At 62.7% G+C, this 19,895-nt stretch carries 13 protein-coding genes; all 13 read right to left on the bottom strand.

Annotated elements, in window-relative coordinates; translation table 11 throughout:
• Positions 1-16: 16 nt before the first annotated feature.
• Entirely contained in the window at positions 17-2,935 is a 2,919-nt protein-coding gene (locus AC54AG_RS05345; RefSeq protein ID WP_496629659.1) for a YjbH domain-containing protein, read from the bottom strand.
• A gap of 379 nt (positions 2,936-3,314) precedes the next feature.
• Positions 3,315-4,019 (bottom strand): DUF4197 domain-containing protein, encoded by a 705-nt coding sequence (locus tag AC54AG_RS05350; RefSeq protein WP_496629660.1) that lies wholly within the window; start codon positions 4,017-4,019, stop codon positions 3,315-3,317.
• Between the two features lie 181 nt (positions 4,020-4,200).
• Entirely contained in the window at positions 4,201-5,790 is a 1,590-nt protein-coding gene (locus AC54AG_RS05355) for an SEL1-like repeat protein (protein WP_496629661.1), read from the bottom strand.
• 2 nt (positions 5,791-5,792) lie between these two features.
• Positions 5,793-7,997 (bottom strand): EAL domain-containing response regulator, encoded by a 2,205-nt coding sequence (locus tag AC54AG_RS05360; protein ID WP_496629662.1) that lies wholly within the window; start codon positions 7,995-7,997, stop codon positions 5,793-5,795.
• 5 nt (positions 7,998-8,002) lie between these two features.
• Complete coding sequence (locus AC54AG_RS05365; RefSeq protein WP_072457218.1) at positions 8,003-10,165, bottom strand: HDOD domain-containing protein; 2,163 nt, start codon at positions 10,163-10,165, stop codon at positions 8,003-8,005.
• A 203-nt stretch (positions 10,166-10,368) separates the two neighbouring features.
• Positions 10,369-11,649: a multidrug effflux MFS transporter gene (locus AC54AG_RS05370; protein WP_198511227.1), complete on the bottom strand. Its 1,281-nt coding sequence runs from the start codon at positions 11,647-11,649 to the stop codon at positions 10,369-10,371.
• A gap of 74 nt (positions 11,650-11,723) precedes the next feature.
• Entirely contained in the window at positions 11,724-12,929 is a 1,206-nt protein-coding gene (locus tag AC54AG_RS05375) for a THUMP domain-containing class I SAM-dependent RNA methyltransferase (protein WP_374106838.1), read from the bottom strand.
• 153 nt (positions 12,930-13,082) lie between these two features.
• Positions 13,083-13,700: a 2-hydroxychromene-2-carboxylate isomerase gene (locus tag AC54AG_RS05380; RefSeq protein WP_034745748.1), complete on the bottom strand. Its 618-nt coding sequence runs from the start codon at positions 13,698-13,700 to the stop codon at positions 13,083-13,085.
• Between the two features lie 10 nt (positions 13,701-13,710).
• On the bottom strand, positions 13,711-14,148 hold the full coding sequence (locus AC54AG_RS05385) for a CopD family protein (RefSeq protein ID WP_034745744.1): 438 nt from the start codon (positions 14,146-14,148) through the stop codon (positions 13,711-13,713).
• Positions 14,149-14,216: 68 nt separating this feature from the next.
• A complete protein-coding gene (locus tag AC54AG_RS05390) occupies positions 14,217-15,488 on the bottom strand; it encodes a glutamate-5-semialdehyde dehydrogenase (RefSeq protein WP_139090574.1) in 1,272 nt (423 codons plus the stop codon).
• Positions 15,489-15,505: 17 nt separating this feature from the next.
• A complete protein-coding gene (holA, locus tag AC54AG_RS05395) occupies positions 15,506-16,522 on the bottom strand; it encodes a DNA polymerase III subunit delta (RefSeq protein WP_058048018.1) in 1,017 nt (338 codons plus the stop codon).
• A 10-nt stretch (positions 16,523-16,532) separates the two neighbouring features.
• Positions 16,533-17,132, bottom strand: a complete 600-nt coding sequence (locus AC54AG_RS05400; RefSeq protein WP_046684470.1) for an LPS-assembly lipoprotein LptE — start codon at positions 17,130-17,132, stop codon at positions 16,533-16,535.
• A 2-nt stretch (positions 17,133-17,134) separates the two neighbouring features.
• Entirely contained in the window at positions 17,135-19,774 is a 2,640-nt protein-coding gene (leuS, locus tag AC54AG_RS05405; protein ID WP_496629663.1) for a leucine--tRNA ligase, read from the bottom strand.
• Between the last annotated feature and the right edge of the window lie 121 nt (positions 19,775-19,895).

Consider the following 19,895-nt stretch of genomic DNA (forward strand, 5'->3'; position numbering starts at 1 on the left):
GGGGCGCTATGCGCTTTTAATACTTGCCCTGCCAGGTCACGCTGATTTCTTTCGGTCCGGGATTGATCGACAGGCCCGATTTGCTCTGGTCGCGCTGCGCGTGCCACAGCCAGCTGCCCATGGCGTAACCGAGGATGCCGCCGGCGACCGTGTCCGATACCCAGTGCTTGCGGCCAAACACGCGGCCGGCGGAACCCACGGCGGCCACGCTGTACAGCCATGGCGCATCGTATTCCTTGGCAAATGGCGTCACCGCGGCAAAACCGATGGCGGCATGCGCGGAAGGGAACGAGGAATTCGAGCGGGAATTGCCGCTGCCGACGCGGCTCCACGCTCCGCGGTCTTCCTCTGGGCGGGCGCGGCCAAACGCATACTTGCCGGCCACCGCCAGGCCCGTTGCTGCGGCAACCGATTGCAGGGAAATGAGTCCCGTATTTTGCATGCGATCATCGCCCAGAGCGAAAGCAGCGGCAGCGGCGCCCACTGCCGCGTAGGGCATGGCTTTGCCCAGCTTGTCCCAGTGGCGGTAGACCTTGGAATCTTCATGTTTCTTGACGAAACGGTCGACGGGTTTGTCGGCCAGCGCGGAAGCGACCACCACGCCGCCGATCAGGGCTGTGGCCTTGACCCACTCGGCCGGTTGCGGCAAGGCGGAAGACGATTGCTCCAGTCGTGCGCGGAAAGCCGGCCACGGGCTGACAAAGGGCCGATCCGGCGGATTGACTGCTGACAAGTGCTGTTCGTCCGGGCGCTCGGCAAAGTTGCCCAGGCCATCGTAGCTGTGCATGTCGGCGCGCGGACGCTCGAACATGTCGTACAGATCGCCCGGCGAAGCCACCATCTGCCCCACGTCACGCGTCCATGGCGAGATGGCGAAGCCGGCCGTCGATTGCGTATCCATCGGCAACATGCTGTTCAACGGCACGGACAGGAAAATGCCTCGGTCCTGGTATGGCTTCGATGGCGTGCCGGGGCTGGTGATGTCGTTGCCGTTCGTATGCGTGTACCAGGCGCCGACTTCGATGCCGGACTGGAAGCGGCGCTTGAATTCCATGCGCACGCCCGTGTCTTTGGCCAAGAAGCGGCCGGCGCGGGCCGTCACGGTAATGTCGTGCGGCAAGCGGTAATGCAGCGAGCCGATCGCCGTCACTGTCTTGTAGTCGCGCGAGTCGAGCAAGCCCTTGAATCCACGCTGTTGCAAGGCATCGACGGCCACGTCGGCAGCCCAGCGGCTATCTTTCGGCAGGTACAGCACCTGGCCACCCACACCGCGGAACATGTCCTCATACAAGCCGGCCGACATGCGGGTATACACGCGTTCGGCCGGATTGTTGTATTTGTTCAGCAAGACGCGGCTCAGCGAGAAACGCCCGCCGCGTAAATATTCAGCAATATCGGTACGCACGTGCGGCAAATTGCTGTTCGATGGCTGCTTGACGCCCGATACCGTTTCCAGCAACTGCAAGCTGGCGGCGCTATTCAGGTACAAGCCATCGCCCAGACGGCGGTCGTAGTTGGCCACGGCCGAAATCGAATAGCGGAAGGCGCCGCTCGGGTCATTGAAGAAGAAGCCGACCTTGGGAGCGATCTTGAAACGGTTCGCCTCGCGGTCCAGCGACTTGATCTGCACCACGTCGCCATCGACGCCGACACCGACGGCCAGCTTGCCATCGTCCTTGAGGACGTTGGCAGCCTTGACGGGAGCCGGTGCGGAAACGGCGGGAGCAGGCGCTGCAGCCATTAACGGCGCGGGCACGGGTGCTACTACTGGCGCAGGCGCGGCGGCAACGACGGGCGCGGGCTTGTCGAGGAACTCCTGCAGCCAGCCTTGCTGGTCATCCCGGATGACATCGCTTTTTTCAGGATAGCGCAGCAGCACGACATCGAGAAATGCCTTGCGGTCGATCTTGCCTGCCAAATAGTCGTTCAGTTTTGGCAAATCAAAGAATTCGTAGGTGGCGATTGGCTGGTCCAGCTTGGTATACGTGATGCGCAAGGTCGTTACGCCCTTCGGCGTGAAGGCGACAGCCGTGCGCGCGGCACGGCCGACGGCGCGGCCCATGTTCGAAATACGGCTGTTGGTCAGGCTCAGGCTCAGGACATTGCCCTCTTGCTCGACACGGATATTCTTGTAATCCTGTTTTACCAGAGCATTGACCAGGTCGGCGCCATATACGGGATCCCGGTGCCATTCTTCCTTGCTCGGCAGCGGTGGCGGATTCTTGTCGTCGACGAAATACGGCGGCTCGTACACCTTGGGGATGAACTCGCGCTCGCCAAATGGAATGCTGATAAAGGCGTTCACGCTGAACTGGTCGCGGCTGCGGGCCGCTTGCAGGGCAAGCCAGCCCCAGCGATATTCCAGGCCCACGGAAGCGCCCTTGCGGCGCTTGTCCGCCCCGGTCTCGATGGCGCGGATATCGCGCTGATAATTCGTCGCGTCATATTCGGCCACCATCGACCAGCGCGGCAATGCCTTTGGCGTCCAGCGCATGCCGGCAAACACGCCATCCGGGCGTCTATGGGCATAGCCGAGGCTCGCTTCGATATTCTTGCTGGCACCAAAAGTCTTGGTGGCGACCACATATTGCCCCTTGAACAGCTCAGTACCGAACATATCCGTCATGCCGACAGCGACGGACGGCATCCACTCCGTCTCCGTCCACAGGCGTAATTTCCCATCGACAACCTTATCTTTATAGCGGCCGTATCCTTTGCCATATTCCGGATCACTGCTACCAAACGCCGGAATGCCCGTTATCGATACATAACGTCCCGTCATTTGCAGGAAAGGCAGGATATTCGCCGTGGCCCATAGCTGGCCATACGGGCTGTCGTAGCTGTAGCCGACGCTGAAGGTGCCGTCCGTTTCCACCACGGCGCTGGGCATATTGATATAACCGGATTGACCACCGTGATTCGGAGTCGCGGCCATCACCGAAGGCACGCCAAGCACCAGACAGCCACACCAGGTATATTTGATTGATTTTCTGAGTACGCTTAACAAATCCGGCTACCTAAAATATCCTGCACCTGGAATTCCTGACAATATATTCAGAAAATCAATGAGCTTGGGGAAACGTGAATAAAACGAAAAAAGGCCAACTGACGGGCATCTCGCAATGCCACGCATCAGTTCGCCGCTAAAACTGGGCACTCCCTGGCAATTGATCGTTGCTTAACCATGCCCCAGGAATGTATGTCGCAGAATTTTAACATTGTTTTCTTGTAGCAAATGCTTAACTTGTTTCCCTTGCGCCACACCTGTCAATGCCGCGCAAACGCTGTCCGCAACCGCCATCACGCTTGAACCGTCACTTCAAACTGCCAAACACCTTGCCGATTATCTTGCTGCCATATGCGAGCGGATTGCTGCGGATGGCTTTTTCTTCCTCGCCGATCATCAGGTACAGACCGTCAAGCGCGCGGTCCGTGACGTAGCCTTCCACCGTCGATTGCTGCTGCGGCACGAGTCCCGTCTTGCCGATCTGGCTCATGGTGCTGTTGTATTTGCTGGCCAGGCCGGAACGGTCGGTGACGGATTTCACGATGGGCAGGAATTTGACGGCTAGGGGCGCAGATGTTTTCTGGCGGAAGAAATCCGTGACGGAAGTATCGCCACCGGACAGGATATTTTTCGCATCGCTCACGCTCATCGACTTGACCGCATCGAGCAGCAAGGGCTTGGCCATGGGCACGGCCGACTCGGCGGCGCGGTTCATCGACACGACCAGATCATCCAGCTGCTGGCCGCGGCCCGTCATTTTCAGCAAGGGCTTGGCTTGCTCGAGGATGCCGGGCAGCTTGATTTTGACCTTGTCGTTGTTCAGGAAACCATTCTCGATACCCAGCTTCGATACGGCGGCGGCAGAACCGGCTTCCAGCGCCGCTTTCAAGCCATTGCTGGCATCCTGGTTGCTGAGGGCATCGAGAGGGCCGGCGGCACCTGCGCCGGACGACAGCAGCGCCAGCGCACACAGCATGGCGGCCGGACGGCCAGGGAAAGGGTTCTGGCGCATGGTTTTCCTTTTCTAAAGAATATACAGACCACCTTCTTCTGGAACCTTAGCACATCAAAACTGCAAATACCGCAGCAATTTTGTGCGTCTGGGGGAAACAAGGGGTGCCACAGATGGCGAAGGGAAAGGACTATACAGCACCTGCTGTTGTATCCGCGCACGCTAACGCGGGCGGCAAGGCTCAGCCTGCTATCGCCGCCAGCTGTTCGCGCACCCGCGCCAGATCCGTCTCGCGCATGCGCGCCGCCGTCTGGCGCAAGGATTTTTCAGCGCCGGCCACGCCGGCCGCCACGGCCATCGACAGCCAGATATACGCCTGCTGCAAATCGAGCGGACCGCCCTGGCCGCTGGCCGCCATCAAGCCCAGATTCATCTGCGCCCGCGCATGGCCCTGGCGCGCAGCCAGCGCATACCAGTCCCAGGCGGCGGCATAATCCTGCGGCACGTCCTGGCCATTGTCATGGCGCAGCCCCAGCGCGAACTGGGCCAGGCTGTGGCCCTGCGCGGCGGCGCGGCAGTAACAGGCGCAAGCCTGCTGACTGTCGGGCGCCGGGCCATCGTCGCGGTCGTGCAAGACGCCCTGCATGTATTGCGCCGGCGCGTAATCTTGATCCGCGGCGCGCCGGTACCACTCCAGCGCCAGCGCCAGATCCTGCGGCACGCCCTGGCCATGTTCGTAACGCAGGCCCAGGTCGAACTGCGCCCGTACATGCCCCTGGTCGGCCGCCTTGCGGTACCAGAAGATGGCTTCCTGCGCATCGGCGGGCATGCCCTGACCATGCTCATGCAAGAGCCCCAGCTGATACTGGGCGGCGGGAAAACCCTGCTCTGCCGCCTGGCGGTAGAACGCTTGCGCCTGCGCGTAATCGTGGGCGCCGTGTTCATGGTGCAGGCCCAGGTTGTGCTGTGCCGCCGCATGGCCCAGTCCCGCCGCCTTGACATACCACTCCAGCGCCGCCTGCTTATCGCAGGGCACGCCCTGGCCATTGTCGTAGATCAGGCCCAGGTTGAACTGCGAACTGGCGTGGCCCTGCTCGGCCGCGCGCCGGTACCAGGCGATCGCCTGCCGGCTGTCCTGCGGCAGCACGTCGCCATTTTCATAGCGCAGCGCCAGGTTGAACTGGGCCGGCGCATAGCCCTGTTCTGCCGCCTTGCGCATCCAGGCCGTCGCCTGCTGGCGATCCTGGCGCACGCCCTGGCCATTGTCGTAACGCAGGCCCAGGTTGAACTGCGCGCGCGCATAGCCCTGCTCGGCCGCCTTGCGGTACCAGGCGATCGCTTGCACGAAGTCCTGCGGCACGCCCTTGCCATTGTCATACATCATGCCCAGGTTATTCTGCGCACCCGCGTCGCCCTGCTCGGCCGCGCGGCTGAACCACAGCATGGCTTGCCCGCTATCTTGCGCGAGTCCCTGGCCCTTGGCATACAGCCAGCCCAGGTTGTACTGCGCCGCCGCGTAACCTTGCTCGGCCGCCTGCTGGTACCAGTGCGCCGCCTGCGCAAAATCCTGCGGCACGCCCTGGCCCTTCTGGCACATCACGCCCAGGTTGTATTGCGCATGCTCGAGTCCCTGCGCGGCAGCCAGGCCGTACCAGTGCAGCGCCAGCGCATAGCTTTGCTCGATGCCCTGGCCATTGAAATACATGAAGCCCAGGCCGTGCTGGGCGTTCGCATTGCCCTTCTCGGCCAGACCTTTCAGACGCAGGTAGTCAGCCGTGTAATGAGCAGCTGTGGAATGAGCGGCCGTGGAGCGGGGATCGGCAAGCGACACGGTCAAGCCTCGATGGTCAGCGTCTGGGACGGCGCGGGGGCGGCATCGGCGATCAGGCGGTTCTGCTCCTGCAGCACGCCGATGAAGCTGCCCAGCGAAATGGGCCGATGGTACAGATAGCCCTGCATCGTGGTGCAACCCTTGTCCTGCAGGTAGCGCGCCTGCCCTTCCGTTTCCACGCCCTCAGCGATCAGGTGCAGGCCCAGGCCGCGCGCAATCGAGATGATGGCCAGGATGACGGGATAGTGTCCGTGCTCGTCGTGGATTTCCTTCACAAACGACTGGTCGATCTTGATCGTGTGGATGGGGAAGCGGTGCAGGTACGACAGCGAAGAATAACCGGTGCCGAAATCATCGATGGCCACCGACACGCCCAGCTGGCACAGCTTGTTCAACTGCTCGATCGCATACTGCGGGTTGCGGATGCAGATGTTTTCCGTGATCTCCACTTCGATCTTTTCCGGCGCGATGCCATAGCGCGTCAGCGCGCCGCGCATCTTCTCGAAAAAGTCGCCCCGGTCCAGGTATTGCGGCGACAAATTGAGCGACAGGCGCACGGCGTCGCCGCCGGCCGCGTTCCACTGCACCAGGTCGCGGCACAGCGCGCCCAGCATCCAGTCCGAGATCGGCAGCATCAAGCCGTTTTCCTCGGCAAACGGCAAGAATTCGGCGGCCGTCAGCAAACCCCGCTGCGGGTGGTTCCAGCGCATCAGGCCTTCGGCGCCGACGATGCGGCCCGTCATCACGTCCACCTGCGGCTGGTAATACATCTCCAGCTGGTTCAGCTCCAGCGCCTTGCGCAAGCTTTGCTCGAGCGCGATCTTCTGGTGCGACACGTCGAGCATGGACTCGTGATAAAAACTGTGGCCGTTCTTGCCCAGCGCCTTGACCTGGTACATGGCGATGTCGGCATGGCGCAGCAGCTCGTCGATGGTCTCGCCGTCGCCCGGATAGATGGCGATGCCGATCGAGGCCGAGATATGCACCTGGTTGCCATCGAGGTCGAAGGGCTGGTGCAGGCATTCGAGGAACTTGTCGGCGATCAGGCGCGCATCCTGGCGGTCGCGCAGTTCCGGCAGCACGATGGTAAATTCATCGCCGCCCTGGCGCGCCAACGTATCGCCGCGGCGCAGACAATCCTTCAGGCGCAGCGCCACCTGCTGCAGCAATTCGTCGCCCTTCACGTGGCCCAGGGTATCGTTGACCAGCTTGAAGCGATCGAGGTCGATGAACATCACGGCCAGCTCCGTCAGCTTGCGCCGCGCCTGGATCACGGCCAGCCCCAGGCGGTCCTTGAACAGCATGCGGTTCGGCAGGTCCGTCAGGATGTCGTGATAGGCCTGGTAGGAGATGACTTCCTCGGCGCGCTTGCGGTCGGTAATGTCGCGCGCCACGCCGTAGGTGCCGAAGTATTCCGGCTTTTTCACTTCCTGATCGTGGCCGTGCATGCCGATCGAATTGAGCGGGATCGTCATCAAGGTGTTGTTGAAGGTGCGGTCGCTGCCAGTGCCGCTATGGCACTTCAGGCGCAATTCCACATTGCGCGAGGCGCGCTCGTCGAGGCGGCGCTCATTGAAGGCATAGCGCGCCCGCTCCTGGTCTTCATCGTGCACGAGGATCGAATAATGGCTGCCGATCAGTTCTTCGCGGCTAAAGCCCAGCAACTGGTGCACCCTGTCGTTGATGAAGGTGATGCGGCCTTCGTGGTTCAGCGTATAGATGATGTCGGGCGAGCTGTCGACCAGGTAGCGGTACATCTTTTCCGAGTTTTCCAGCTGCAGCGCGATGCGCTCGTTCTCCAGCGCCAGCTTGCGCTTTTGCAGCGCGTTCTCCACCGTCTTGAGCAGCTCCTCGCGGCTGTAAGGCTTGCGCAGATAATCGTAGGCGCCGCGCTTCAGGGCGCCGATGGCCGCCTCGATGCCGACGTCGCCGCTCATGACGATCACGTCGCCCTCGATGCCGCGCCGGTTGATGTGGTCCATGATTTCATGGCCGCTCATGTCGGGCAGGCGCAAGTCGAGCAGGATCAGGTCGAAGCGCAGTTTCGACAACTGCGCCAGCGCCTCGCTGCCGCAGGTGGCCGTGTGCAGCTGGTAGCCGCGGTCCTTCAGCAATTCGTGGAGGGAGACGAGCAAACGGGGCTCGTCGTCGACCAGCAGGATGCGCGGGCTATTTTCCAGGTCAAACGGAATGGCGGAGGAGTTCATGGACGTTACGAAGACAAGGCGGTATTGCCGGGCGCGGGCAGCGCGGCTGCAGCGCTCGCTGGCAAGGGAATGGGCAGTAAAATTTCAAACGAGGTGCCGGACTTGCTGCTGCGGCAGCCGATCACGCCATGCAGGCGCGTGACCAGGTCATGCACGATGGACAGGCCCAGGCCGTGATGCGCGCCTTCCTTGCTGCTGCGCACAGGCGAGAACAGATTGGCCAGCACTTCCGGCGCCAGGCCGGCGCCATTGTCGCTGACGCACAGTTCCAGGTACAGGCGGCGGTCGCGGTTGACGTGGCCACGGTTCGCCACTTCGATGCGCCCGCCATCGGGCAAGGCTTCGACGGCGTTTTTCAGCAGATTGAGCAGGATTTGCTTGAGCATGTCGGCATCGGCCTCCACCTCGCATGGCGCATCCTGCATGCGCGTGACCACCTCGATCTTCGGCGGCAGGAAGTCGGTGGCGCGGAACAGGCGCAGCACATCGTCGACGACGCGCGCGCAATCGGTCACGCCGCTGGCCGCTGCCGGCTGCAGATCGGCCAGGCCGCCGATCAACTGGCCGACCCGGTCGATTTCCTCGTTCAGGATCGCCATTTCACCGGACACCGGCTCCTGCTTCTCCAGCTTGTGATCGAGCACGCTCAAATAGTTCTTGATGATGGACAGCGGGTTGTTCACTTCATGCACGACGCGACGCGACGCGGCGCGGTATTCCTCGGCCACGTGATCGAGCTGGCGCCGCGCCAGGCCGCGCGCGCTGAAGGCCGTTTCCAGCGCCGTGGCGGCCTGGTTGGCATACGCGCGCAAAAAACCTTCGCGCTTCTGGCAAGCGGGAATCTGCCACGCCGCCACGCCGCCAATGAGCACGCCGAGGCTGCGCTGGCCCGCCACGAGCGGCACGCAAACCAGGCTGTCGGTACCGAGAATGCGGAACAGCTGCTCTTCGACGATGCCCAGCGCCGGCATGTCGCGTTTCAGGAACGCCAGCTGGCACTCGAGCGCGGAGGCGGCCAAAGGCCCGCCCTTGGCCAACGGGATCGAGAAGCCGGCCAGGCGCTGCTGATGCTCGCCCGCCGCCACGCCGACGAGCGCATGGCCGGTGGGGTTTTGCAGCAGGATGACGGCGGTGTCGAAATCGAACAGGATGCGCGCCGAGCGCGTGATGGCTTCGAGCAGGCTGCTCTCGCCCTGCTGCCGGGCGAAGGTCTGCCCCACTTCGGACACCAGCACCATATTGCGCACTTCGTCGGACAGGCGCCGCTGCACCGGATCGACGGCTGGCGGCGCATACGCGGGCGGCGTGGCGATATCATCCGCGCCGGCCAGGTCGATGCCCAGGTGCTGCGCGGCCTGCTCCACCTGGCGCGCGACGCTGCCGGCCAGGTCGTCCAGTGTCTCGACGTCCAGCGCGCACAGGCTTGCCGCCTGCGTGATGGACTCGGCCTCGTCCGCATCGTCGGCATGGCAGCACAACAGGTGCGCCAGACGCACGATGCGGATCAGGGGATGGCTCGCTTCCAGGCGCGCCAGCGGTTCATGGTGATACAGCACGCTGTCGGCCAGGAAGGAATCGAGGTGCCAGCGTTCGATCAGCCAGGCGCCCGCCTCCGCATGCGTGATCTGCAAGGTGCGCTGCTCCACCGCGCACAGGGCGGCATCGTCGCGCGCCGTGAAATTGAAGGCGTATTCCTTCGGCGCCGTGGCCAGCAAGGCCAGTCGGCCCACGTTGTGCAGCAAGCCGGCCAGATACGCTTCCTCGGCGTGCGGATAGGCCATGGCCTTGGCCAGCGCGCGCGCCATGACGGCGGCCGACAGCGAACTTTTCCAGAAGGCGCGCAAATCCGTGCTGCCGGAATGAGGGAAGCTGTTGAAGGTCTGGAACACGGATTCGCTGATGACCAGGGTCTTGATCATGTCCGTGCCGAGCGAGACGAGCGATTGCTCCAGGCTGACGACCTTGCTCTGGCGATGGTAGGCCGAGCTGTTGGCCACGCCGAGGATCTTGCTGGTCATGCCCGCATCCTTGGCGATCAGGGCGGCCAGTTCCGGCATGCCGGCATCGTCGGCCTGCAGGTGGGCGATCAGCTTGAGGAGGATCTGCGGCATGGCCGGCAGGCGGGCAATCAGCAGGCGATTGCGTATATCTTGATCAGATTGATGCATCGTATCAGGCATTGCCGGTTCGAAAAGGATGAGCGCTCAGCAGCGAAGCGCGGCCACGTTCAGAGGAATCCTCCACTCCTGTAAGCAAAAAATGTGTTGCCTGAGAGGATGCCGGGAAAGCAGTCATCTTATCATAAGCGCCGGATATTACTTGCAATATAGAAAATTAAGTTGAAATAAATCCAGCGTTCTACAGTGGAAACTTATGCCTTGAAGGAACCAAGCAAACGGTGGCGGAAGCGCCGCGATATCAGCCACAGCGCCAGTGCCAGGCCTGTAAACGCCAGCTGGCCCGAGGCCAGCCACAGCACGGAACCGGACAGCAGCGGCGAGATCACGCCAGCTACCACGGCGCCCAGCAAGGTGCTGGCAAACGACTGGCACGAGGCCACCGTGCCGCGGATATGCGGGAACAGGTCAAGCGCCAGCAGGGTCGCGCCCGGCCCCACCAGCGACATGCCGAAGGTGTAGAAGAACAGGGGCAACACCGACCAGGGCAACGATGGCGGCAGGAACAGGTGATACACGACATTGACGCTGGCGGCGCACAGCAGGAAGGCAAAGCCGATGCCGATCTGGCGCGCGAACGTGACCTTGCCGGCGATGCGGTTGGCCGCCGCGGCGCCCATGAAGATGCCGCTCACGCAGGGAATGAACAGCCAGGCGAATTGCGATGGTCCCAGGCCCAGCTGCTTGGGCAGCATTTCCGGCGCGGCAGTAATGAACAGGAACAGGCCAGCGAAATTGAGGGCGACGATACCGGCCTTGATGTGGAACAGGGGCGAGCGCAGGATCTGGCCATAGCTCGACGCGAGGAAACGCGGATTGAACGGCTGGCGCTTGGCCAAAGGCAGGGTTTCGGGCAGGCGCCAGTAGCAGAACGCCAGCAGCACCACCGTGTAAAAGGCGAGGAACAGGAAGATCGAGCGCCAGTCGAACCAGATGACGATCCAGCCGCCGAGAATCGGCGCCACGGCCGGGGCGATGGAAAAGATCATCGTCACCAGCGACAGCAGCCGCGCCGCCGCCGCATCGGCATACAGGTCGCGGATGATGGCGCGGCTGATCACCACGCCGGCGCCGGCCGAGACGCCCTGCATGATGCGGAAGAACCACAGATAGTGCACCGTGTGCGCCGACGCGCAACCGAGCGAGCCGATGGCAAACATCAGCAGGGACACGAGGATGACGTTGCGCCGGCCAAAGGTGTCCGAGATCGCGCCATGCCACAGCACCATGCCGGCAAAGGCCAGCATGTAGAACGTCAGCGACTGCTGCACTTCCAGCGGCGACGCCTGCAGCGAACCCTGGATCGCGCCAAACGCGGGCAGATACGTATCGATCGACAGGGGGCCCAGCATCGACAGCCCGGCCAGCATCATCGCCAGCGCACCGCGGCTCAGCGGCGCCATGTGGCTCGGCGTGGGAGGCGGAACGGGGGTAACCGGGTCTGGCGGCACATCGGCCGGAGGGGTGGGAAACATGGCGGATCCAAAGTGGCGCGCGGACCGGTTGCGGTCCGCGCGCGGGGTTACTGCGGGTGTCTTGCGGTGAATGCTTACTGCTGTGGCTTCGGTTTCGCTTCTTCGCGGCGGTTATAGCCTGCGACCATATCAAAGCGGAACAAACGGCATTCCAGCGCACCGTTGAAGAATGGCGTCTTGCGCGCTTCTTTCAGGCGCAGCAGCTTGGGCAAGCCCAGGTCGGCCGTGAACAGGAACACGGTCCAGCCGGCGAAACGCTGCTTCAGGGTCGTGCCCATGGCCGAGTAGAAGGACGTCGACAGTTCATCTTCCGGGATGGTGCTGTCGCCGCGCACGCCGATACGCTCGCCGTACGGCGGATTGGTCAGCATGATGCCCGGCACGTCGCTTGGCGGTTTGACTTCCTGCGCCTCGATCTGTTTCAAGGGCACGTCAAAGCGCACGCCGGCGCAACGCAGGTTGTGGCGCGTCATGGCGACCATGTCGCCCGAGATGTCGCTGCCGAAAATGGTCGGTTCGGCCGGCAGCGGATTGACCTTGATGGCGTTTTTCATGGCATTCCACGGCGCCGGGTCGAAGTCGTGGAAGTTTTCAAACGCGAACTGGCGCGACGCGCCCGGTGGAATCCCCTGCAGCATCTGCGCCGCTTCGGCCAGGATGGTGCCGGAACCGCACATCGGGTCGAACAGCACCATGCCAGGCTTCCAGCCCGACACGCGCAGCAGGCCGGCGGCCAGGTTTTCGCGCAGCGGCGCGTCGCCCGTCTCTTCGCGCCAGCCGCGCTTGAACAGGGCTTCGCCCGAGGTGTCGAGGTAGACGGTGAACGTGTGCGCGTCGAGGAAGCCGACGATGCGCATGTCCGGCGTCTTGGTGTTGACCGAAGGACGCTCGTTGAACTGGTCGCGGAAGCGGTCGCAGATCGCATCCTTGATTTTCAATGTCGTGAATTCCAGGCTGCGCAGCGGCGATTTGACGGCCGTGACATCGACGCGGATCGTGTGGTGCACGCCGAACCAGTCTTCCCAGGATTGCGCCAGGGTCAGGTCATAGATGTCGTTTTCCGTCTTGTAGCCGGAATGGGCCATGCGCATCAGCACGCGCGAAGCGATGCGCGAATGCAGGTTGATGCGATAGGAATCGAGCAGGTCGCCCGAGCAGTGTACGCCGCCCGGTACCTGGTTGTGGACCTTCATGGTCGCACTATCCTGGGCGATCTCGCCCAGTTCCTCGGCCAGCGCCGCTTCCATGCCGCGCGGGCATGGGCAAAAATATGAAGCCATAATGAGGATACCTTTTATCCGTTGAAAAACAATTAACTAAAAATCCTGCATATCACGTAGGTCGGCTTAGCCCGCCAGGGCGTAAGCCGACGTGCGCTGCCGACTGAGCTTGTCGGATTACGCGCGAAGCGCTAATCCGACCTACATCCCTATCTATTTTGCATCCAGCGCGCGCTCGACGAAATCGAGGCGGTCCTGGCCCCAGTAACCCTCGCCATCGACGATGTACCACGGCGAGCCGAAGACGGATGCGGCGGTGGCTGCCTCCGTATTGGCGTCGTATTCGGCCTGCACGCTGGCCGTTTCCGACGTTTTCAGCAACTGGCGGCCATCGAAACCGGCATCAACGGCGATCTGCACCAGCGTCTCTTCGTCACCGATGTTGCGTTCTTCGGCCCACAGGCCGCGCATGATGGCGTGCGCCAGGTTCAGCGAGGCTTCCACGCCGTGCGCCAGGCGCGTGGCGATGATCAGCTTGGCCGACGCTTCCGGCGACACGGGAAAGAACTTCGGCTGCAGGGTCAATGGCACTTGCAAAAAGGCCGACCAGCGCGCCAGTTCGGCCAGGCGGTAGGCCTGGCGCTGCGGCGCGCGCTTGGCCAGCGGCAGGCCGCCCGAGACGCTGAAGACCTTGCCCAGGTCGAAGGGACGCACGTCGATCTGTGCGCCCGTCTTCGCGGCGATGGCCATCAGGCGCGCGTGGCCCAGGTAGGTCCATGGCGAGTGGGGGGCGAAGAAATACTGCACGACTTTGTTCTGACTTGCACTCATCTCGACTCCCTTAGAAAGGCTTGACCACGACCAGCACGACGACGGCCAGCAGCATCACCACCGGCACTTCATTAAACCAGCGGAACCAGGTGTGGCTGCGCTTGTTGAGACCTTTTTCAAACTTGCGCAGGATGGAACCGCAGGCGTGGTGATAGCCGAGCAGCAGCACCACGAACGTCAGCTTGGCGTGCATCCAGCCCGGCATCTTCATGCGGCCTTCGCCCCCGCCGTACAGCATCCACATCAGGGCCAGCCCCAGCACCATCGCCGGCAGCGCCAGCAACGACATGAAGCGGTACAGCTTGCGCGCCATCAGCAGCAGGCGCTCGGTGGCCACCGTTTCCGTCTCCATCGCCAGGTTCACGAAGATGCGCGGCAGGTAAAACAGGCCGGCAAACCAGGACATGACGAAGATGATGTGGAAGGCTTTGGTCCAGAGAAAGAGCATGGGGTTCCCAGTGTCGGAGGTGGAGAAAAACAGAGCTCGGGCCGCCTTGTGGGCGGCCCGCGAGGAGACTACTTGCGGATTTCGCCGTGGCCGAATACCACGTACTTGAGCGAGGTCAGGCCTTCCAGTCCCACCGGACCGCGCGCGTGCAGCTTATCGTTCGAGATGCCGATCTCGGCGCCCAAGCCATACTCAAAACCATCGGCGAAACGCGTCGACGCGTTCACCATCACCGAGGCGGAATCGACTTCGCGCAGGAAGCGCAGCGCATCGCTGTAGTCTTCCGTGATGATCGATTCCGTGTGCTTCGATGAATACTGGTTGATGTGGTCCATCGCCTCATCGATACCGTCGACTACCTTCACCGATAGGATGGCGGCCAGGTATTCGGTGGACCAATCTTCCTCGGTGGCGTGTACCAGGTGCGGATACGCAGCAGCGGCCAGGATCGCATGGCTTTCCGGATCGGCGCGCAGTTCCACCTGCTTGGTCAGGTACAGCTCGGCCAGCTGCGGCAGCACGGTGGCGGCGATGGCGCGCGACACCAGCAGGGTTTCCATGGTGTTGCAGGTGCCGTAGCGGTGGCACTTCGCGTTGAAGCCGATATCGATCGCCTTCCTGATATCGGCCTTGGCGTCGATGTAGACGTGGCAGATGCCGTCGAGGTGCTTGATCATCGGTACCGTAGCTTCTTCCATCAGGCGCGCGATCAGGCCCTTGCCGCCGCGCGGCACGATGACGTCCACGTACTGCGGCATGGTGATCAGGGCGCCGACGGCGGCACGGTCCGTGGTGTCGATGACTTGCACGGCATCGGCCGGCAGACCTGCTCCCTGCAAGCCCTCGGCCACCAGCTTGGCCAGCGCGCGGTTGCAGTGGATCGCTTCCGAGCCGCCGCGCAAGATCGTCGCGTTGCCGCTCTTGATGCACAGGCCGGCCGCGTCCACCGTCACGTTCGGACGCGCTTCATAGATGATGCCGATGACGCCCAGCGGCACGCGCATCTGGCCCACCTGGATGCCCGTCGGGCGGAATTTCATGTTCGAGATTTCACCGATCGGATCGGCCAGCGAGACGATCTGCGTCAAACCTTCGACCATGGTGGCAATCGCGGCGTCGGACAGGGTCAGGCGGTCGAGCATGGCCGGCGCCAGGCCGGCGGCAGCGGCCGCATCGAGATCGCGCTGGTTGGCCGCGCGCAGCAGATCGGCATCGCGCACGATGGCGGCGGCGATCAGGCTCAAGGCGCGGTTGCGCGTGGCGCTGTCGGCACGCGCCATGGCGCGCGAAGCGGCGCGCGCGCGCGTGCCCACGTCCTGCATATATTCTGTGATGTCCATGCTCGTATCCATAAAAGTTAACCTCGGGCGATCTTCAGGCCCAGCTGCAGCATGGCGTCCCAGGCATCGCCCGCGTAGCCCTTGGCGCGCAAGCCCTTGATCATCTTGTCCACCTGCGCCGCCTGCTGCAGCGCCGCTTCCAGCACGGGCAGCGAAATGCGCCGCAGGGCCGGTTCCATCATCCGCTCGCGCGGACCCCAGATGCGGTATTCCTTCAGCAGCGCGCCCAATGGACGCCCTTGCGCCATGCCGGCCTTCAATTTTAACAGCGTGCGGATTTCCTCGGAGACGGCCCACAAGACCAGCGGCAGCGCCTCGCCCTCGCCTTTCAAGCCTTCGAGCATGCGCACCAGGCGCGCCGGGTCGCCGGCCAGCATGGCTTCGGACAGCTTGAAGACATCGTAGCGGGCCACGTTCAGCACCGCGTCCTGCACTTGTTCGTACGTCAGCTTGCCAGCGGCATGCAGCAAGCCCAGTTTCTGGATTTCCTGGTGCGCCGCCAGCAAGTTGCCTTCCACCCGCTCGGCGATGAAGTCGATGCTGGCGCGTTCGGCGCTTTGTCCCTGCGCGGCCAGGCGCTGCGATATCCATGCCGGCAACTGCGCCCGTTCCACATTCGGAATGTCGATATACACGGCCGCCTGCTGCAGGCTGGCGACCCAGGCCGCCTTCTGCGTGGCCCAGTCCAGCTTGGGCAAGGTGATCAGGGTGAGATTATCGGGACTGAGATTTTTGGCGTAGCTTTGCAGCGCCGCGCCGCCATCCTTGCCCGGCTTGCCGGTGGGGATGCGCAGCTCGATCAGTTTTTTATCGCCGAACAGCGACAGCTCCTGATTCGCCGCCAGCAGTTCGCCCCACTTGAAGCTGCGCTCCACCGTCAGCACGTCGCGCTCGGAATACCCTTGCGCGCGCGCCGCGCGGCGGATCTTGTCGGCCGCTTCCAGCGCCAGCAGGTGTTCGTCGCTGGTGATCACATACAGCTGCGCCAGCGGCTTGGCCACATGCCCATCGAGCGCGTCTATCCGCAATTGCATGGCGTCCCCGTTACTGCTGCGGGGCTGCCGGCGCGACCGGCGTCACGGGCGCCACTGGCGCCACCGACATGGCCGGCAGCACCGGCTTGATGGCGGCCAGGCGGCGCATGATCTGTTGCACCAGGTCGTTGCGCATGTCGCGGTACAGCGCCGCTTCCTCGGTTTCCTTGGCCAGCACCTGCCTGTCGTCGAAGGTGATAGGACGCACCAGGCTGATGGTCGTCGGCGCCAGCAGCTGGTTGCCGGCCTTGTCCAATACGCGGAAATTGATCGCATAGCCAAGTTGGTACTCTTGTACGCGACCGCTGGTATTCAGGGACAAAATGGTCTTGGTACGATTCCTCTCAGGATCGGTGAGCACCTCGAGGACGGCGTCGGCGCCATCCTTGGTATTGACCACCTCCGTGCTGCCAATGGCGCGGATATAGCGTTTCAGACCGATCGCCAGCGGCGACGAGTCGGGCAAGCCGATGTACATCGTCGCGAACGGCAGCATGAAACTGCCGTTCGAACCGCGCAAATGAAAGCCGCAGGCCGACAGCAAAACGGTCAGGCCCAACGCCAGCACGGCGCGGCGGCCCAACAGCGATACTTGAGAGGAAGTCGTCATGATTACACCACGATGCTGATTAACTTGCCTGGCACGACGATGATCTTCTTCGGCGTGGTCTCGACGTACTTCTGCACACTTTCGCACGCCAGCGCGGCCGCTTCGATGCTGGCCTTGTCCGCATCCTTGGCAACCGTGATCGAGCCACGCAGCTTGCCGTTCACCTGGATCATCATCTCGATCTCGGACTGTTCCAATGCGGCCGGGTCGACCTGCGGCCATGCCACGTTGAGCAGATCGCCGTGCACGCCAGCGTAGCCCAGTTCCTGCCACAGCACGTGGGTGATGTGCGGCGCGACAGGGTTGAGCAGGCGCAGGAAGATGGAGAAGCCTTCGGCGATCAGCGCCTTCGACTGCGCGCTGTCATCGAGCTTCGCCGATTCCAGCGTATTGAGCATCTTCATGCAGGCCGACACCACGGTGTTGTACTGGATGCGCTTCAAGTCGTAATCGGCTTGCTGCAGCAGCTTGTGCAATTCGCGGCGCAGGTTTTTCTGCGCGTCGCCCGTGGCCGGTGCGGCACCGCCAGCCAGTGCGGCCTGGATCGTGGCCGACTGCGCGTAACCGAAGTTCCACACGCGGCGCAGGAAGCGGTTAGCGCCTTCGACGCCGCTGCCCGACCATTCCAGCGTCTGTTCCGGCGGCGAAGCGAACATGGTGAACAGGCGGGCCGTGTCGGCGCCGTACTGCTCGATCTGCGCTTGCGGGTCGATACCGTTGTTCTTCGACTTCGACATTTTTTCCGTGCCGCCGATTTCCACCGGCTGGCCGTCGGCCACCAGGACGGCGCTTTGCGGACGGCCCTTGTCATCAAGCGACAGGCGCACGTCGTCCGGGTTGAACCAGGTGGTCTTGCCCGCCGCGTCCTTGCGGAAGTAGGTTTCGTTGAGCACCATGCCCTGCGTCAGCAGGTTGACGAATGGCTCGTCGAACTTGACCAGGCCGAAGTCGCGCATGATCTTGGTCCAGAAGCGCGCGTACAGCAAGTGCATGACGGCGTGTTCGATGCCGCCGATGTACTGGTCCATCGGCATCCAGTAATCGTTGCGCGCGTCGACCATGGCGTCGTTCGAGCCTGGCGAGGTATAGCGCATGTAGTACCACGACGAATCGACGAAGGTATCCATGGTGTCCGTCTCGCGGCGCGCCGGCTTGCCGCACTGCGGGCAGTCGCACTGCAAAAAGGCTTCATATTTGTTCAGCGGATTGCCCGTGCCGTCCGGCACGCAGTCTTCCGGCAGCACTACCGGCAGATCTTTTTCCGGCACCGGCACCACGCCGCAATCGGCGCAATGGATCATCGGGATCGGCGTGCCCCAGTAGCGCTGGCGCGAGATGCCCCAGTCGCGCAGGCGGAACGTGGTTTTCTTTTCACCCAGGCCCAGCTCCGCCAGGTCGGCCGCCACCGCATCGACGGCGGAAGCGAAATGCAAGCCGTCGTATTTGCCGGAGGCGACGCAGACGCCGTCCTTGCTGCCATACGATTCCTGCCAGGCGTCCGTCGAAAATTCCTGGCCCTTGACTTCGATCACTTGCTTGATCGGCAGATTGTATTTCTTGGCAAAGCCAAAATCGCGTTCATCGTGCGCCGGCACGCCCATCACGGCGCCATCGCCGTAGGTGATCAGCACGTAGTTGCCGACCCAGACTTCCACTTGCGCGCCCGTCAACGGATGGGTGACGAACAGGCCGGTCGGCATGCCCTTCTTCTCCATCGTTGCCATGTCCGCTTCGATCACGGAACCGAGCTTGCATTCGGCGTTGAAGGCCGCCAGCGCGGGATTGCTTTGCGCGGCGTGGATAGCCAGCGGGTGCTCGGCGGCCACGGCGCAGAAGGTCACGCCCATGACGGTGTCCGGACGCGTGGTAAACACATACAGCTTGCCGTCGCCGATCAGGGCGCCTTCGGCATCCGCGGTTGTGTGCGGGAAGGCGAAGCGCACGCCCGTCGACTTGCCGATCCAGTTGGTCTGCATGGTGCGCACGCGCTCGGGCCAGCCCGGCAGCTTGTCATCCACATAGGCCAGCAATTCTTCCGCGTAATCGGTGATGCGCGCGTAGTACATGGGGATTTCGCGCTTTTCGATCAGCGCGCCCGAACGCCAGCCCTTGCCATCGACCACTTGTTCGTTGGCCAGCACGGTCTGGTCGATCGGGTCCCAGTTCACGGTACCGGTCTTCTTGTAGATGATGCCTTTTTCCAGCATCTTGAGGAACATCCACTGGTTCCATTTGTAGTATTCAGGCTTGCAGGCGGTCATTTCGCGCGACCAGTCGATGGCCAGGCCCATCGATTCCATCTGCTGCTTCATGTGGGCAATGTTCGAGTACGTCCATTGCGCGGGCGGTACGTTGTTGGCCATGGCCGCGTTTTCCGCCGGCATGCCGAACGCATCCCAGCCCATCGGCATGAGCACGTTGTAGCCGTTCATGCGCAGGTAGCGGTACATCACGTCATTGATCGTATAGTTGCGCACGTGACCCATGTGCAGCTTGCCCGAAGGGTAAGGCAGCATCGAGCAGGCAAAATACTTGCCTTTTGGGAAACGCGGGTCGTGTTCGACGGCTTTATAGGCGTCGATCGCCTTCCAGTGCGATTGGGCGGCTTGTTCGACGTCGGCGGGACTATATTTATCTTGCATGATGTGCGGCCAATAGTGGATATGAACCGAGCATTATACTGGTTGTCGCCGCCCGATAGCGCGGCGCGCTGGCGGCCCGGGCGCGCATATTTTGGCCGGCGCACAATTATGCTGTGTAAGA

Source organism: Janthinobacterium sp. BCJ23 (genome assembly GCF_059617945.1).

Coding starts and splice junctions, on each gene's coding strand:
- AC54AG_RS05370 (WP_198511227.1), bottom strand. CDS start 11,649: ATGTTTCCCACCCCTCCGGCCGATGTGCCGCCAGACCCGGTTACCCCC.
- AC54AG_RS05400 (WP_046684470.1), bottom strand. CDS start 17,132: ATGACGACTTCCTCTCAAGTATCGCTGTTGGGCCGCCGCGCCGTGCTG.
- AC54AG_RS05380 (WP_034745748.1), bottom strand. CDS start 13,700: ATGAGTGCAAGTCAGAACAAAGTCGTGCAGTATTTCTTCGCCCCCCAC.
- holA (WP_058048018.1), bottom strand. CDS start 16,522: ATGCAATTGCGGATAGACGCGCTCGATGGGCATGTGGCCAAGCCGCTG.
- AC54AG_RS05365 (WP_072457218.1), bottom strand. CDS start 10,165: ATGCATCAATCTGATCAAGATATACGCAATCGCCTGCTGATTGCCCGC.
- AC54AG_RS05390 (WP_139090574.1), bottom strand. CDS start 15,488: ATGGACATCACAGAATATATGCAGGACGTGGGCACGCGCGCGCGCGCC.
- AC54AG_RS05360 (WP_496629662.1), bottom strand. CDS start 7,997: ATGAACTCCTCCGCCATTCCGTTTGACCTGGAAAATAGCCCGCGCATC.
- AC54AG_RS05375 (WP_374106838.1), bottom strand. CDS start 12,929: ATGGCTTCATATTTTTGCCCATGCCCGCGCGGCATGGAAGCGGCGCTG.
- AC54AG_RS05350 (WP_496629660.1), bottom strand. CDS start 4,019: ATGCGCCAGAACCCTTTCCCTGGCCGTCCGGCCGCCATGCTGTGTGCG.
- AC54AG_RS05345 (WP_496629659.1), bottom strand. CDS start 2,935: ATGGCCGCGACTCCGAATCACGGTGGTCAATCCGGTTATATCAATATG.
- leuS (WP_496629663.1), bottom strand. CDS start 19,774: ATGCAAGATAAATATAGTCCCGCCGACGTCGAACAAGCCGCCCAATCG.
- AC54AG_RS05385 (WP_034745744.1), bottom strand. CDS start 14,148: ATGCTCTTTCTCTGGACCAAAGCCTTCCACATCATCTTCGTCATGTCC.